The sequence below is a fragment of the Paenibacillus thiaminolyticus genome (assembly GCF_007066085.1).
GTDB lineage: Bacteria > Bacillota > Bacilli > Paenibacillales > Paenibacillaceae > Paenibacillus_B > Paenibacillus_B thiaminolyticus.
The window spans coordinates 3,666,641-3,682,933 of the sequence record NZ_CP041405.1; the positions used below are offsets into that span (position 1 = coordinate 3,666,641).

Here is a 16,293-nt window from a genome sequence, read left to right on the forward strand (position 1 = left end):
TTTCCTTACGCTTTTGGTTACCTAGGTCTGCCGAAAACCCAAGAAGGTCAAGCGTGGCAAGGGTTGTAGCGGACGAATATCGATGAAGGCATTATCGCAAATGCTGAGGGAACGAATATGAGGTATGCTCTCAAGAAATGATAAGTCCGACAGACTCTCGACCAATTCAACTTAAGCGATCCAAGCTCCTGGAGAGACGATAAATCGGGTATAAGCCGCGCCTTATCGAAGCCGTTCCTTCGTAAAGTGCCCTACTGGAATTTTACGGAAATTAACTAAGGAAATCAACCTAAGTTTGTCACCTAAACAATTTTTAAGCGATCGGTAGATGTATTTCAGCAGCGTGAGAATGTGTCCTTCGTTCATCGGTGTGATAGTATGGGAAAAGGGAGTACATACCATTGTTTGAGGTGAAGTATCGTGAAAAATGAAATTATTCAACGATTTACAACCTACGCCAAAGTCGATACCCAATCGAATGATGACAGCCAGACATGCCCGTCGACACCGGGGCAACTGGATCTGGCCCGCTTGCTGGTGGAAGAACTGCAAGCGATCGGCATGCAGGAGGTTACTCTGGATGAGAACGGTTATGTCATGGCCACGCTGCCGGCCAATACGGACAAGGACGTACCGACGATCGGGTTCCTCTCCCATCTGGATACGGCGACCGATTTCACCGGAGCCAACGTCAACCCGCAGATCGTCGACAATTACGACGGGAATGCAATCGTCTTGAACGAGGCGCTCCAGGTCGTGCTGTCGCCGGCTGATTTCCCGGAATTGGCCAATTACAAGGGCCATACGCTAATTACGACGGACGGGACGACCCTGCTCGGCGCGGATGACAAGGCAGGCATTGCCGAGATTATGACCGCGATGGCCTATCTTATCCAACATCCGGAGATCAAGCATGGCAAGGTGCGGGTCGCCTTCACCCCGGACGAGGAGATCGGGCGGGGGCCTCATCGCTTCGATGTCGCCGCCTTCGGCGCCAAGTACGCCTATACCGTGGACGGCGGCCCCCTCGGCGAACTCGAATACGAGAGCTTCAACGCGGCACAAACGAAGATTACGGTCAAGGGGACGAATGTCCACCCCGGATCAGCGAAGGGCAAGATGATCAATTCGGCCAAAATCGCCATGGAGCTGCATAACCGGCTTCCAGTCGAGGAAGCTCCTGAATTCACCGACGGCTATGACGGCTTCTATCATCTCATTTCCATCCAGGGAGATGTGGAGCAGACCGAACTGCGTTATATCATCCGCGACTTCGATAAGGCCAACTTCGAGGCCCGCAAAGCGAAGCTCGAAGCGATCGTGAAGGAGCTCCAGGGCAAATTCGGTGAAAAAAGCATCATTCTCGCCATGAAAGACCAATACTACAATATGAAAGATAAGATCGAGCCAGTCAAGCATATTGTCGATATCGCCTACCAGGCGATGAAGCTGGCCGGCGTCGAGCCGATCATTACCCCGATTCGGGGCGGCACAGACGGCTCGCAGCTCTCCTATATGGGGCTGCCGACACCGAATATTTTCACCGGCGGAGAGAACTACCACGGCAAGTTCGAGTACGTCTCTGCTGATAATATGGTGAAGGCGACAGAGGTCATTATCGAGATTATCAAGCTGTATGAGCAGCAGGCTGCGCAATAAAGCATGAACAAGGGGCTAACCCGTATCTGTCACCGTTCGTGACGATGGGATAGCCCCTTGCTATGCAGGCCAGCCTTGCGGCCCGGTCAGGCTGCTGTCATGCCGCGCCATGCCACGCCTCAACAATGCATATGACGCGCAGCTTCCTCCCAGGGCACGCTGTAACCCTGCCCTTTGGCGCAGAAGATAGAGGCTGAGGTGTAGAGAGGATCCGCGTCTTTATTGTACGCCATCGTCTCCATAATCTCCTCGGCATTATGGCAGCGCTCATATCCGCCGAAGCGCAGCTGCAGCATTCCCTTGCCCTGGGTAAAGGCGGCCAGCTCGGCGCTGTAATTCATAAAGGTGGCCACCGGCGCCTTGCCCGTTATCACCACCTGCCCTACGGCGAACTCGGGCGGATCGAACCGGCCAGACGCCTTCTGTATATCGGTCATGACACGTCCCATATGCTCGGACGCGACCTTCACCTTCACCTCATAGTACGGCTCGAGCAGCACATTGTCCGCCTGCTCCAGACCTTGCCGGAGCGCCCGGTAGGCCGCCTCGCGAAAATCGCCGCCGCTCGTGTGCTTATTATGGGCCCGGCCCTTCGTCAGCGTCATCATGACATCGGTGACGGGGGAGCCGGTCAGCAGACCATGGTGATCCCGTTCCAGCAAATACTGCTCAATGACATGCTGGTAGTTGACGGTGAGCACGTCAGGATGGCACTCGTTCCGGAATACGATCCCACTGCCTCTCGTACCGGGCTCCAGCCGAAGATGCACCTCCGCGTAATGCCCGAGCGGTTCGAAATGCCCGCATCCTGCCACCGCCGAAGCAATCGTCTCCTTGTACAAAATGTCCGGGGGCCCGAAGGAGATATCGATGCCGAACCGCTCCTTGACCAGACGCTCCAGCACCTCCAGCTGAATGACGCCCATAACATGAATATGAATCTCCTGCAGCGCCTCGTCCCACTGAACCTGAAGCGAAGGATCTTCGGCATCGAGCAAGCGGAAGCATTGAAGCACCTCCTTCACATGAAGCGAAGTCGGAAAGATGACCTTCGACGTCAGCATCGGCACCATCTCGTATGCCACCCGATCGTTCACCGCGCCCAAGCCTTCCCCCGCGGCCGCCGCCGACAGACCAGTAACAGCGCAGATCTGGCCGGTCTCCGCCCGCTCGGCATTGTCATATTTGCGGCCGTTCACTATTCTTATTGAGGTCACCTTCTCGGCGATCCGGTCCGGTCCGGGGCCATAGCGGATCTCGTCCCTGACCTGCAAGGATCCGGCCAGCACCTTAAGATGAGTAACGCGAGTGCCGTTCGCGTCATAGCGGATCTTGTATACCCGGGCCGCGAACGGCTGGTCGTTCAGGCCGCCCCCCGGCGTGAAGGCATCCACCAGCTGCAGCAGATCGGTTACGCCCACGTCCTGCAGGGCGGATCCTGCGGCGCAGGGGAACAGACGATGCGTCCGAATCAGGTCGGCCGCCGCGTTCCGCCATATATCCCGATCGTATTCATCCTCCATATAACGTGCGAGCAATTCCTCGTCGCGTTCGGCCAGAAAGATAACCAGCCCGTCATTCCATTCCGCTTCGCCGCAGGCGGAGCTCATATCCACCGCGTCCGGCGTCAGTTGGGCACGAATTTCGTCCAGCACCCGCCCAGCATCCGCTCCGGTCCGATCCGTCTTATTGATGAAAAAGAAGACCGGCACCCGATGGCTATCCAGCAGCTGCCAGACCGTCTCCGTATGGCCCTGCACCCCCTCCACCGCGCTGACGACGACAATCGCGGCATCCATCACCTGGATGGCCCGCTCCATTTCGGCGGAGAAGTCGACGTGCCCCGGGGTGTCGATCAACGTGTAGATGCTGCCATTGTATGTCATCACCGCCTGATCGGCGAAGATCGTAATGCCCCGTTCCTTCTCGATCTCATGACTGTCCATGTAGGCATCCCGGTTATCGACCCGCCCCCGGCTCCGAATGCTGCGGGTATGGTACAGCATCTGCTCGGCCAGCGTCGTCTTCCCTGCGTCTACATGGGCAAATATGCCGATTGTTCTATGCATCCTGACACCTCTCGTAGCGGATTCATTGATTTTTGTGCTTTCATGTCACGCATGTTCCATCGCTAAAGAGCTGTTCCCATCATAGCACAGAGATCGCGGAGGCATCACGGGTCGCACCAGATATGCTGGCATCCGTCCGTTCTTCTATATAGCCGGCTCAACAGGCAGGCCGCAGCTGGACTTCGGCAAACACCCCCTAACACAGGGTGCGCCGAGACTATGCTAGGATGCCGGATGGATGAAAGCGTCCAGCCGCTCCTTCTGAAGAAGATGGTGGCGGTAATGCATCTCCGGCATCGCGAACCATTCGGCCGCATTCAGCGCGCCGAATGCCGGATGAGCCGCAGTCTGCTGCAACCGCTGCGGAGCGGCATCCTGCAGCGATGCTCCGATCTCGTGCATGCGGCGTCTTGCTTCCTCCAGCTTGGCGGCAAGCTGCTCCTTGCTCTCCGGCTGCGGAGGCGTATACTGCGCACCGGCCGGCACCCGAATACGCACCGGCGGGAAGCTCCCCTGTTCGAACACGGACTGGCCGGCCTCCGTCTTCTCTCCATTCCCCTCGCTGGCGCCGGGTTCCATGCACTGCTCCGCATGGCGAAGCTGCATATCGAGAGCGGAATGGGCCAGATGCAGGTACATCTGGCCAAGCGACCACTCGTCCTCGGCCGGCTGGCGCCGCAGCTCCTCCATACTATACTTGTCCAGCTCCCGCGCATAATGCTCCGTAATCTCGTCGAACCGTACCAAAATATCCGTAATGCTCATGTTCTTGTTCATAAAATCATCTCCTCGACTACTGAAGTACTGTCAGTATACGGGAGGGCTCCTGACAGCAGTATGTCAGTAGCGATCTGAGATTCTTTTCGCTTCTTCGCGAACCTGGCGGCGCAATGAATCCGGCTCCAGCACGACGACATTCCCGCCCCAGCCGAGCACCCACGTCAGCAGATCTTCAGGCCTGCGGACGCGGCAGGTGACCAGCATCCCCTCCGGACAAGGCTCCGCCGCTTCCATGTAGTAGAGATTGGATTCCGCCACTCGATCCGCGATGCAGGCGTCTACCTGCAAGCGGACCCGGACCGTCCGATCATCCGGAGGCGTGTAGTCCGACAGGCGGAAATCCGGCGGGAACACGAACCGTTCTTCGCGCACAGCCAGGTCGCTCATGCGCGATAGCCGGAAGTGGCGAATCGCCTGGCGCAGATGACAATAGGCAATCAGCATCCAGACGTTGCGGACGAGCACAAGTCCGTAGGGGGCAGCATCACGGATACTGTCCCGGTTCCCGGCATCATCCGGTGCGGCCTTCGTATACCGGAACCGAATCATGCGCCTGTCCAGTATCGCTTGATGCAGCCGGTCGAGGCGCTCCTTCTCCGGCCCCCGGCTCGATGCCCGCTGCTCGGAGAGCAGCCGGATGGCGCGGCGTGCGCGATCCGCCTCTTCGCGGACAGGCTGCGGCAGAAGGACTTCGATCTTGCGCTGGGAAGCCCCGGCACATGCGGCGTAGCCGGCAGCGAACTCCTGTGTGATGAAGTCGGTGCCGATGAGGAGAGCGACGGCTTCCTCCACGGTGAAGCTGACCGGAGGCAGGAAGTACCCTTCCACCAGCGTATATCCCTGTCCGGGCGTGCCGGCGATCGGCACACCCGCTTCGCTCAGCGCCTGGATGTCCCGATAAATGGTCCGCACGCTCGTCTCGAATGTCGCCGCCAGATCCTCCGCGCGCCGGAGTCCGCAGCGCTGCAGCTCGAGCACTATCGCCAAGAGACGGTCCGTCTTGTTCATGCTCCCCTGTCCTCCCTCACGTCTCGAATCGAAATTGGTGTAATCTCCATTGTACCCACAGCAGAGCCGAAATGGCGAGAGGCCATTAGGGCTTTGTTCCGGCTAACGGACAAGCCCTCTGCTTTTTCTCTCCCTTCCTTCTGGATGATATTTACATCGAGGAGAATTCATGTTATTATTTAATTACGTAATTACGTAAAATAATAAAAAGGTTGTGAGAACATGGGGAACCGGAATTACGGAGCGGAGCTCGATGCACTGCAGTCCCAACTGAGTGAGATCCAACATCTCGTGAAGCAGCTTGCTGAGCTGCAATCGGAGGTGGAGATTCATATCGAGGAGGGAGACCTCGGTTCAGAAGACACGCCAAGTCACCCGAGCGAAGAAGAGGAAGCCGGGGGTATCCTGTACTCCGGCCGCTATCGGGGAGAGAAAGGAAGCTGCCGATGGACGCCGCAGGAGAGAACGGTCCGGCAATTGCTCGATCTGGACGGGGAGAAGGCGGCCAAGGTGTTGGCCGCCCTCGGGCATAAGCAGCGAATCGATATTCTCAAATCCGTGTTTGCCGCTCCACTTACCGGAGCCGAGCTGGTCGAACAGCTCCATATGGGCACAACCGGCCAGTTGTACCACCATCTGAAGGCGCTGCAGGGAGCCGATCTGCTTGTCCAAGAGGAACGGGGCGGCACGTATGTCATTCCTCCCCACCGCGCCCTTCCCCTTCTTCTGCTGTGGGCAGCCGCTTCCGAGCTGCTCGATGCGAGCGACTATATCGCCCTGACCGAAGCCCGGAACAATGCAGGCGACTATTTAGGAAGCAATCAGAATGGATACGACCCGCTCCATTTGGTAACGGCGCTCATCGAGAACTCGGTCCAGGAGCACCAAGCCGGGCACTGCAGCGAAGTGCATCTCTTCATGCACGATGAGGGCAGCGTAACCATCGCCGACAACGGCCGGGGCATCCCGGTTCAGGCCTTCGCCCACGCAGACAAGACGCCGCTGCAGGCAATTCTTACCGACATCGGCCGCACCAGCCCAAGCGCCTTCATTACGGCGCCCGGCGCCGGGCACAGAATCAATGCCGCCGTCGTCAACGCGCTCTCGCACAGGTTGACGGTCGAGATTCGCCGCGGCGGCAGCATATTCCGGCAGGACTTCAAGCATGGAATTCCCCAGACCGGATTATTGACGGTAGGGGAGACGCGGGAGACCGGCACAAGCATCACCTTCCTGCCGGATCGGGATCTCTTCCGCCTTCCTGTGTCACCGGAAGCTCTGAGCCGATATACCCGCTCCGTCTCCGAGGCGAACCCCGGGCTGAACATCCGGCTTCATCGGAACGAATTGCGGCAAGCCTGACTGCGGCCGGCCCCCTCTGGCAGGAGGGGGATTCCCCTGCACGTCTGGCTCATAGGGGCACGTCCACTTGAAGAATGCGCTGTGCCCGGAGCCGGACTCCACCGGACAAGCGTGTAACCCCGAACCAGTAAAAGGAGAGCTCAGTACTAACCCTGACGAAGGATGGCTTGGAGTAATTCCGCGACAGTAACTCCGCCCATCTGTTCAGCGACCTTATCGGCCTTGGTTTTCCTGCGGATCGATCCGACAAGGACAATTTCTACAGCCTGATTGCGATCGAGCAGGACAGAGTCGACTTGCAGGGCATTGGTCAACAAACCAACGATGACCGCAATTTGTTGCGGGGACAGCTTGGGACCGGCGTTCGTTTTTCTTTTGTTGTTGCGGTTGTTACTCCCACTCTTCGCCACGGATGTCACCATCCATCTTAAATTATTATCGTTTCCAGCCTACCTCCGCCTTCTTCAGCTCCAAGACCTATAAAAAATGAAGTGAACACAACAATAAGCACAATCGCGGTAATGGTTCTCACCGTCTCATCTTTATCCATGAAGAACCCTCCTCTCGCATGAAGGTGGTTACTTCATCATATGACAATATCGCTCCCGCGTACCGGATATCCGGCAATTTAGCGAGTTTGTCCGTCGGCGAATCGCCCCTCCTTGCAGGTGCTCCGTTCACCAGCAAGTCCCGCAACGCGAGCCTGCATGATCCCGCCTCCTGCCTGCCGAATCTGGCTATGCAGCCGCCCGCAAGGCTTCGTTGAGTTGGCAGGGCTGGTTATGTCCGAGGAATTGGCTGACCGGAGCGGATCGCCGCGGTCTGCAAAGCGAACGGGTAATGGCCGAGTACGTGGGCGTCCAAGCATCGCAATACGATCGTCATGCCAGCGAAGCCATTTATAGAAGAAAAGAGACCCGCGTTCCGCTGCGGGTCTCTCAGTCTGTCCGGCTCCACTCGGGATAACCGTCCCCTTCCTGCCGGTTACCGGTTCAGCACAATGCCGTAACTCCGTTCCAAGTATTTATGTATCCGTTGAAAATCGGCTTGCGTCAATTGCTTTAGACGCTTATGCTTCAGCTCTTTTCCCAAAATAATCCCGATCGTCTCGGCGGCCAGCGCGGTGTTCGGCATAATGCGGGCCGTGCCGTACGCTTTGATCGTCGCCCCGACATTTTTGCCGACGACGAGCACATTCTCATAGGACTTCAATTGGAAGGAGCGCAGCGGCATGCCGTACGGGTTCGGTTTGCCGAAGCCGATTCCTTTTGGAATCGCCCGCACCGCCTGCAGATCGACCGTATAGCCGCCGATGCTGACGTTGTCCCAGAACATTTTGCCTGACATCACGTCCGGATAGTCCAAAATATAATCCGTCTCGAAGCGGTTGTAATCCCGAATATATAAATAATCGGGGAACCCGTCCAATTCGGCGTTCTTATATCCGGGAATATGCTCTTGCAAAAACTTCAGAATATGCGGCGCCTCGGCCTTCCCCTTCTTGACCGCGGAGCGGACCGATTCCGGATTCGCCGGATCGACGTTGAAGATGAGCAGCGCATTCATAATCACTTGACCGTTCCGCTGATAGGTGGAATTGATCCCGCGAAAAGTCAGTTGATCATCCTTCGCCTTGTATTGGAAGGTCAGATTGCTGAAGCCCGTCGCCGTATTCCAATCGACATATGTATTCGGACCATACTTCTTCTGCACATTGGTCAGCGGATAATCGAGCAGCACGTGCTGGTGCAGTTCGTTCCAGTCTACATTTTTGAACCTTAGCATCAGGGTCGCGGCCATATGATCCGGTTTTTTGCCATTATAGATGCTCTCCATGCCGGGAATCCGCTTCACTTCCAGCTTGCTCGTCAAGGCGTTGAAATCGGTATTTTCCACGAAATAATCCGCTTCCGCCTTATACTGCTTGCCCTCCTTCGTCCGGTACGTCAGCGATCGGATTGCCTTCTCCTTCCCCCGGGGAACGACATCTACCGCCTCGATGCGGATGCTGTTTTGAATCGGAATATTTTTGCTGACCGATTGGAAATAGCGGTTGAATTCTTCTTCCTTGCGAATGGTGCCTGCGTTATAGCCATTGAATAATCTCCGAATCTCGCCCTGCACGAGGCTGCGCCTCTGATTGTCATTCGGCTGGTCGAGCACGAGCATCTGGCCTTGAATCAGCTCGCCTCCCGGCTTGCTGCGCGGATCGAGGATGATCACCTTCAGCCCGAGATCGCGGGCGGCCTTCGCCAAGAGCACCCCCTGAATCTCGCTGCCGATGACGACAACGTCGTAACGGGTGCAGCCCGTTCCGCAGGAAGACTTCGCCGGGGCGGCAGCCGATCCCGCAGGAAGGACGGATGCGGCAACGAGGACGGCAGCGAACAACAACATCATGCACCGGATGAAGATGGTGCGGTTCTGTGATGGTTTCATTCTCGTGTACGTTACTCCTCCTGCTACAATTTTCATAATTCTATAACAACATATCTTTCCTTGGTAAAGGTTACAAAGAAACAGGTTCGAGTCCGCGTACGATATCGAGCACCGGGTTATCTATGCGGCATCCGCTGATGGCCTGGAGCGGCGGGCGCCCGGCGGAGCTACCGCGCTCGGTGTGGAATTCAACTCACTTCGATGCGCTTGTCCGCCCCACGCTGGAGTTCCCCAATTATGCGTATGATGACGAGGATATGGTGTCCTTCGATGACGATTCATATGATCGGTATCTTGATTTCGTCCTGGAGATGTTCTCGGCGGGAGAAGCTTCGGAGAATTGGGGATCGATGTTCGGATTCGCGGAAGGGCCGCTTCGACCGTACCTATTGCTCGCTGTATCCGAGCTGACGGCAACCTGCCCGAACCGCTCAGGAAGCCAGCCGTGCGCAGGCCGGCGGCATCAGCCGCTGACCTGCCCTGCGGCATGCCGCTCTACTGTTCGCTCGTCAGGCGCCCCGCTATTGACCACACCCATTCCCTGGCCGCGTGGAACGTTCTCAGGTCGTATTGAATGCGGCTGCCTTCGGCTCCTTCCACGACCCAGAGCAACTGCTGATGGGCGGCATCGGCCAAGTAGACACCTTCTCCGCCGCCGACCGATACCCGCTCAACATGATGGCTGTCGATGTCCGGGACATGTATCCTGTTTTTCGTCGTCGTCAAAATATGAAGCTCGAAAGAATGCCCCTCCTTGCTATACTCCAACTTGGCTCCCACAAGCCGTTGACTCTTCTTCAAATCCCTGACAATCACAGGCTTGCCGGTTCGGTCCGCTTCATCATACATCGCCTGCTTCTCCTGTTCCGTCAAGGAATCAAAGCCATACATGACATAGATCCGTTCCAGCCGCGCATCGTCAGGCGTTGAGAATCGGTATGGCTGAAGCCGCTCTCGAATCGCATCTATCCCTTCATGCCAAGGCTCCTGCGCGTAATTGGTCTGGTTGCTGATGATTCGGTCCGGGTTGCCGTCCGCAACATAGATCGCTTTCCCCGTACCCGGTGTCAATTGCTGAATGATCTGATCTATCGGGTCCTCTTCGCCCAATGTATCGACCGTTACTTTCCCCAGCAGATCGCCGTTGTTGTTCAGCAGCTCCAGTTCCTTCATCACCTTCCGCTGCAACGACGCAGGCGGACGGATATGTTCTGCCGTCTCCTTCAACGCCTGTCTAATGGCCTCTATCCCTTCATGCATGCCGAATCCCTCCCTGTTCTGCTCCGCAGCTTCGTTAAGGCCAAGTGAAGTCTGGACTTGACCGTTCCTAGCGGGATGCCGAGAATCTCCGCAATCTCTTCCTGCGTCAGCTCGTTCAAATAATGGAGAATAATGACCTGCTTCAACTTCGATGACAGAGAGGCGATGTCGTCCATGATTTGTTGATTCGCTACCTTGTCGATTACCATCAGGGAGAAATCGGGCTCCGCTCGTTCAGCGCTTGCCTGCCGCCCCGTCGCATCATTGCGCCGCTGCTTCCATCTTTTCCGGCGGTAGGCCTGATGCTGTCTTATCGTGATGCCGTACAACCAGGCAGGGAAAGAGCGTGAAGGATCGAAGGCAGCCAGACTTCGGAACAGCTCTACATAGATCTCCTGCACAAGATCATCCAGCTCGCGTGTATTATCCGTCAAAAAGTAAAGTGTCCGGTACACCTGGTCTATCGTCTGCTTATAAATCTCTTCAAAGGCATGAAGATCGCCCGCCATCACATCCGCAATCCGGCCATTGATGTCATCCATATCCTCACCTCGCTTCGTGTATATCTTATATTGGAGAAATACCCGAAAATCGTTCGGTAGACTATGCCGGACGGATAACTCGATTCCATCCGGGGCCATAATCCGCTTACGGCCGCGCTGAGTGAGGCGCTTCCTTCATCCGCTCATACTCGCTCTTCAACATGCCGGAGATGAGCTCATCATGGTGCCGGCCTCGGGCGAATATCATATCCCGCACCATATCGATCCGTCCCTTCCCGTTGCCGTCATGGGCGATTCTGGACAATTACACACGCTCCAGCAGGCTGGCTGCATATTGATCGAGACGCTCCCGCATCAGCCGATCAGACAGCCCCTTCACCCCCAGATCGGTCCAGCCCCGGTAGACCGATGGCGGTTCGAAGAGGATATCCATCAACGAGACGAGATCCCAATACGGGTCATATCGGAATTCGGGTCCGGCGTGCCTGATGTAAGCGGACAAAAAGGCATCGGCCGCCTGCGCGCCATGCAGCATCGCGAGATTGAGGCGGCAATGGCCAACATCGATGCCGGCCGGCCCCAGACAGCCGTTCACCCAGTCGACGACGCCGCTGACCTGACCGCCCAGCCACAGCACATTGGCCGGATGGTAATCGCGGTGGATGAAGCGCGTCGCAGCATCTGGGCGCGGACCGCCCGCGATGCGGACCGCCTCGTCCCACCGTTCGGGAATGGCCGACCACTCTTGCCGCGTGATTGCACCAATATCGATGTATGTATAGTAATTCCAAGGGAAGCCATCCGGCTCCGTCGCATGAATCTGCGCCAGCGCTTCCGCCAGGCCGTTAACCCAGCCGGCTGTATCGCGCGGCTCAAGCACAACCGACCCCTCCAGGCGGGTCATCAGCACGGCTGGCATGCCGCATTCCCGGCCCGTCTCGTCGCAAGCCACAATCCGCGGCGTCGGGAGGCTGCCGATCCGTGCGGCCTGACGGAGGCATTCCGCTTCGTGGCGAGCCAGATCCGGCTCATCCTCCAGCCATTCCGCATTGTCGAACAGGCGCACGACGACATCGATTTCTCCGTCGTGAGCAGGGGAACGAAGCGTAACTTGATGAAGCAGCGACGAGATGCCGCCCTGCAAGCGTCGGATCGACCGTACGGCCGCGTGCGGATGGACGGCTTGCGCTACCCAGGCCAGCACGCGGTCCGGCAGGTCATGTTCGGCGGTTCGGTTCATCGTTTCCATTCCTTTCCTGATAGGTTACGACTCATTTTACCATGTCTATCGAATCATTGGGATCGGTTACACGTTTTCACTCGGTCGCAGACCCTCCGTGGATTGACAATGGTAGTACAATAAAGAGTGGCATCATGATCAATCTATTATAGACCGTAGATAGAAGATTTTATAAGATTGAAGGGGTAGTACAGATGAAATCCATGCTAGACAAAGTGTTCAACCAATATTGGAGCCCTTATGCCGCCATGGGCATTGCCGGCGTTCTCAGCGCGGTGTACTTCGGGATCACCGGAACCGTATGGGCGGTCACCGGCGAATTCACCCGGCTGGGCGGCCATATCCTGCAGATGCTTGGCGTCGATATTTCCGATTGGGCTTACTTTAATCTGATTCATATGGACGGAACGACATGGAGCCGGACGGACGGCTGGATTGTATGGGGCATGTTCATCGGCGCGCTGATGATGATTCTGTTCAGCAACAATTTCAAAATACGCGCTCCGCGGCAGAAGCGACGCTTCGTTCAGGGGCTGATCGGCGGCATCATTGCAGGCGCGGGAGCACGGCTGGCGCTGGGCTGCAACCTGGCGGCCTTCTTCACCGGCGTTCCCCAGTTCTCGCTCCATTCCTGGATCTTCATCGTGGCGACGGGAGCGGGGACGTATCTGGGCACGAAGGTCGTCAACACCTCCTGGTGGAAGGGCAAGCCCGCCCTGCAGCGCGGCGGCGCAGCAGCGCGTCCCGCAAAGACCCGGAAGATTCAGCCGTATGTCGGCGGCCTGATTGCGCTGCTGTATGCAGGACTGATCGTCTATTTCTTCCTTTCCGGCCGCACAATGCTGGGCGCGGCTGCGATATTCGGCGCCGCCTTCGGCATTCTGATCGAGAGAGGGCAGATCTGCTTCACGTCGGCCTTCCGCGATCTGTGGATTAGCGGCCGCGCAACGATGACGAAGGCGATCACGGCCGGGATGGCGGTCAGCTCCGTGGCGACCCTCATCATCATTCTCGTGTACGGCATGGAGCCGATCACGAAGATTGCCGCGCCGAGCACCTTCATCGGCGGCATCCTGTTCGGCCTTGGCATCGTCATGGCCGGCGGCTGCGAGACCGGCATGATGTACCGCCTTATGGAAGGGCAGGTCGTCTTCCTGCCGGTATTTATCGGCAACATTATCGGGGCAACCGGACTGGCCTATGCGTGGGATCATCTCGGCGTATACAGCCTGCTCGTGAAGAGCGGTTCGCCGATTAATCTGATTGACGTCATGGGTCCTGCCGGCGCGCTTATCGCGACGCTGCTTCTGCTGGGCATCGGCTTCATTATCGCCGTGTATTGGCAGAAAAACTACCGCTTCGGCGTCGGATTCAATTACAAGAAAGGAGCTTGACTTATGACTGTCGATTTCACATTGGATCTGCGAGGAGAACCATGCCCGTATCCGGTGATTTACACGCTGGAGACGCTGCAAGGGATGAAGAAAGGCCAACTGCTGCAAGTCATCGCCGACTGTCCGGCCGCCTTCCGCAACGTGCCGGAGGAAGTCGTCAAGCACGGCTACACGATGGCGCAGGAGCCTGTACGGAACGGTCAAGAGTTCACGTTCTATATTACCGCTTAATTGACATCGGGAGAGCCCGGCCTGCAGCGAGTGCAGCCGGGTTCTTTTTCTTATTATGGCGGCAAGATAGAGATAGAGGAAGAAGGAGGAAACTCCGCTGCGGGGCAGAATGTATTCGTCCATAAATCATTGGCGGATAGGGGCTGCAGCCCATGTCTGTGCGTATATAAGTCTCCTGTCTTGCTATATGGCATAATCGAATCGCGATGATCCGCAAATCAGTCATCAGCAAAATGAAAGGGTATGGTTCGTGTTGGCGCTTGTCGTGGGCAGCCTAATGGGCTCGACAAGCGCTGCTCCGGCCTGCGCGGCGGGAACCGTATTATGTGTCCCCGGCCGGGAGCAACAGCAATGCCGGGACGAGTGTGAGCACGCCATGGAAGACGCTGCAGCATGCGGCATGCGGCGGATACCGCATCCCACAGGCGAATACTGTGCATGTGATGGCGGGTTCTATCATCAAAAGCTGCAAATAAACCGATCCGGCTCGGCAGTGGCGGGTCCGATTACCTTCCAGAGCGATGCTTCGGATACGGCCGTCATCGATGGGAACGGGACCGGATTGTCTGCGACGAATGTGGAGGTGGGGGAGACGGCGGCGGGACGAGCGGCGGAAGAGGGGGAGACAGTGAATCCTGCATATGTGCAGGAATTTACGCGATTTTAGCGGCGATCTGATGCCATTCCTGCAATAGTGCATCAATTTCGTCGAGTTTTGCTTTCAATCCATTGGCATAGCTGAAATTCCTGCGGTTTTGCAGGAATTCTTTTAACCGAGGAAACTTCACAAGGGGAAACTGTAATTTCGCAGTTTTTTGGGCAAGTCGAGCTGTGAGAAGCAAGCGGGGTTGTCTCCGTGTAGCTAAAAACTACTTATGGGACAGCCCCTTATCGTCTCCTATGAGGCCATCAATGCGAGATGGCGGAATCGATGCCGGCCAGATGCTTCCGTCTGGCGGCCAGGAACAGCACGCCGAGCAGCACCATGGAGGCGCCGAACACGAACGGCACCATCGGATTGAACCATTCGGCCAGCTTCCCGGCGAGCCAAGGGGAGACGGCGCCCCCCATGAACCGGACGAAACTGTAGGCAGCGGAGGCGACCGACCGTTCGACCGGCGCCGATTCCATGACGGCCGTCGTAATAAGTGTATTGTTAATGCCGAGGAAAATACCCGACACGACGACACAGGCAATGACGACGGACGGCGTCTTCACCCCGATCCCCATAATGAACAGGATGACGGCGAACAGCGTCAGTACGATGATAATCGAAGCGACCGAGCCGAACCGCCCATGCAGCCGGGGCGCGACAAATACCGAAGTGAATGCCAGCAGCAAGCCCCATCCGAAGAAGACCCAGCCGAGGCCGCGCTCATTCAGCTCCATCACATACGGCGAGTAGGCCATCAGTGTAAAAAATCCAAAATTGTACAGAAAGGCCACGACGCCCAGCGTCAGCAATCCGGGATAGCCCAACGCCTTGAACGGAGCCGACAGCTTGCTCGGCACCTTCGGTCTGGCCACATTGGGCATAATAAAGAGCAGAAATAAAAAGGCGACGCCCATCAGCACGCTGACGCCGAAGAAGGGCCCGCGCCACGATATCGATCCGAGCTCGCCGCCCAGCAGCGGCCCGACGGCAATCCCGAGACCAAGCGCGGCTTCGTAGAATATAATCGCTCGGGCCGTCCCGGACGTCGATAAGCCGACGATAGCGGACAAGGCGGTCGCCAGGAAGAGCGAGTTCCCCAAGCCCCAGCCTCCGCGCAGCCAGACGATCGCGTTAATCGTATGGGACATGCCCGCAAGCGCGGAGAAAATAATAATAAGAAACACACCGGTAATCAAGGTCCACTTCGTTCCCAAGCGGCTGGACACGAACCCGGTAATCAGCATCGCAATCCCGGTCACCAGATTATAGCTGGTGAACAGGAGCGACACCTGGCTGGGCGTCGCCTCCATCTTGGCCGCAATGGCGGGCAGAATCGGATCGACGAGCCCGATCCCCATAAATGAAATCACACAGGCAAAAGCAACGACCCATACGGACAGCGGCTGGCTGAACGTACCGGATCGGTTCTTCAACTCCTCATATTGAGTCCCAGAAGACATCAACTCTCCAACCTCCATCCTCGTGTTGAGCGGACCAGATGGTCCATCATGCGCACCCTGCCTGAGCGGCAGGCACAAAAAAACCCGTCCTTCTGCCGAGCGTTTGGTGACGGACAATCTAGTTGTATGATGCAACTATAAACTACTTGTATTATACAACTTCTTGACATCCTGTCAATATCCCTTTCCGGGAACCGTGATGGATGATGTTGAAATTGGTTGTATGAATCAAG

16 protein-coding genes are annotated in these 16,293 nt (G+C 56.9%); 5 read left to right on the forward strand and 11 right to left on the reverse strand.

The features are described from left to right. Positions 1 to 420: 420 nt before the first annotated feature. Positions 421 to 1,659, forward strand: coding sequence for a peptidase T (gene pepT / locus FLT43_RS16250; protein WP_087440374.1), 1,239 nt, complete (start codon positions 421 to 423; stop codon positions 1,657 to 1,659). 119 nt (positions 1,660 to 1,778) lie between these two features. Here pepT and FLT43_RS16255 read toward each other — a convergent pair whose 3' ends face one another. The 3 genes from FLT43_RS16255 to FLT43_RS16265 all read right to left on the reverse strand — a co-directional run bounded on the left by FLT43_RS16255 (position 1,779) and on the right by FLT43_RS16265 (position 5,516). Next, complete coding sequence (locus FLT43_RS16255; RefSeq protein WP_087440373.1) at positions 1,779 to 3,728, reverse strand: GTP-binding protein; 1,950 nt, start codon at positions 3,726 to 3,728, stop codon at positions 1,779 to 1,781. A gap of 222 nt (positions 3,729 to 3,950) precedes the next feature. After that, positions 3,951 to 4,505, reverse strand: a complete 555-nt coding sequence (locus tag FLT43_RS16260; protein ID WP_087440372.1) for a DinB family protein — start codon at positions 4,503 to 4,505, stop codon at positions 3,951 to 3,953. Positions 4,506 to 4,568: 63 nt separating this feature from the next. Continuing rightward, positions 4,569 to 5,516 (reverse strand): helix-turn-helix transcriptional regulator, encoded by a 948-nt coding sequence (locus tag FLT43_RS16265; protein ID WP_087440371.1) that lies wholly within the window; start codon positions 5,514 to 5,516, stop codon positions 4,569 to 4,571. 222 nt (positions 5,517 to 5,738) lie between these two features. On the opposite strand from FLT43_RS16265, the gene FLT43_RS16270 reads away from it, so the two are divergent. Further along, complete coding sequence (locus FLT43_RS16270; RefSeq protein ID WP_087440370.1) at positions 5,739 to 6,878, forward strand: ATP-binding protein; 1,140 nt, start codon at positions 5,739 to 5,741, stop codon at positions 6,876 to 6,878. A gap of 146 nt (positions 6,879 to 7,024) precedes the next feature. Here the strand turns inward: FLT43_RS16270 and FLT43_RS16275 are convergent, their stop codons facing one another. The 7 genes from FLT43_RS16275 to FLT43_RS16295 all read right to left on the reverse strand — a co-directional run bounded on the left by FLT43_RS16275 (position 7,025) and on the right by FLT43_RS16295 (position 12,320). After that, positions 7,025 to 7,288: a hypothetical protein gene (locus FLT43_RS16275; RefSeq protein ID WP_244194008.1), complete on the reverse strand. Its 264-nt coding sequence runs from the start codon at positions 7,286 to 7,288 to the stop codon at positions 7,025 to 7,027. A 17-nt stretch (positions 7,289 to 7,305) separates the two neighbouring features. Continuing rightward, positions 7,306 to 7,428 (reverse strand): hypothetical protein, encoded by a 123-nt coding sequence (locus FLT43_RS30530; protein WP_255321625.1) that lies wholly within the window; start codon positions 7,426 to 7,428, stop codon positions 7,306 to 7,308. A 434-nt stretch (positions 7,429 to 7,862) separates the two neighbouring features. Beyond that, on the reverse strand, positions 7,863 to 9,317 hold the full coding sequence (locus FLT43_RS16280) for an FAD-dependent oxidoreductase (RefSeq protein WP_087440368.1): 1,455 nt from the start codon (positions 9,315 to 9,317) through the stop codon (positions 7,863 to 7,865). Positions 9,318 to 9,812: 495 nt separating this feature from the next. After that, a complete protein-coding gene (locus FLT43_RS30195) occupies positions 9,813 to 10,577 on the reverse strand; it encodes a hypothetical protein (RefSeq protein WP_244194007.1) in 765 nt (254 codons plus the stop codon). Continuing rightward, positions 10,562 to 11,119 (reverse strand): sigma-70 family RNA polymerase sigma factor, encoded by a 558-nt coding sequence (locus tag FLT43_RS30200; protein WP_244194006.1) that lies wholly within the window; start codon positions 11,117 to 11,119, stop codon positions 10,562 to 10,564. Before FLT43_RS30200 ends, FLT43_RS30195 begins: the two co-directional genes overlap by 16 nt. 106 nt (positions 11,120 to 11,225) lie before the next feature. Next, positions 11,226 to 11,384, reverse strand: coding sequence for a hypothetical protein (locus tag FLT43_RS16290; protein WP_174818223.1), 159 nt, complete (start codon positions 11,382 to 11,384; stop codon positions 11,226 to 11,228). Continuing rightward, positions 11,385 to 12,320 (reverse strand): phosphotransferase family protein, encoded by a 936-nt coding sequence (locus FLT43_RS16295; RefSeq protein ID WP_087440367.1) that lies wholly within the window; start codon positions 12,318 to 12,320, stop codon positions 11,385 to 11,387. A 194-nt stretch (positions 12,321 to 12,514) separates the two neighbouring features. Between FLT43_RS16295 and yedE the strand changes: the two genes are divergently transcribed. From yedE to FLT43_RS16310, 3 genes are all read left to right on the forward strand, one after another. After that, positions 12,515 to 13,714, forward strand: a complete 1,200-nt coding sequence (gene yedE, locus FLT43_RS16300; protein WP_087440366.1) for a selenium metabolism membrane protein YedE/FdhT — start codon at positions 12,515 to 12,517, stop codon at positions 13,712 to 13,714. 3 nt (positions 13,715 to 13,717) lie between these two features. Continuing rightward, entirely contained in the window at positions 13,718 to 13,945 is a 228-nt protein-coding gene (gene yedF, locus FLT43_RS16305) for a sulfurtransferase-like selenium metabolism protein YedF (RefSeq protein ID WP_087440365.1), read from the forward strand. Positions 13,946 to 14,198: 253 nt separating this feature from the next. After that, positions 14,199 to 14,612, forward strand: coding sequence for a hypothetical protein (locus tag FLT43_RS16310; RefSeq protein WP_127510965.1), 414 nt, complete (start codon positions 14,199 to 14,201; stop codon positions 14,610 to 14,612). A gap of 242 nt (positions 14,613 to 14,854) precedes the next feature. Here the strand turns inward: FLT43_RS16310 and FLT43_RS16315 are convergent, their stop codons facing one another. After that, entirely contained in the window at positions 14,855 to 16,063 is a 1,209-nt protein-coding gene (locus FLT43_RS16315; RefSeq protein WP_373994929.1) for an MFS transporter, read from the reverse strand. Positions 16,064 to 16,293 lie beyond the last annotated feature (230 nt).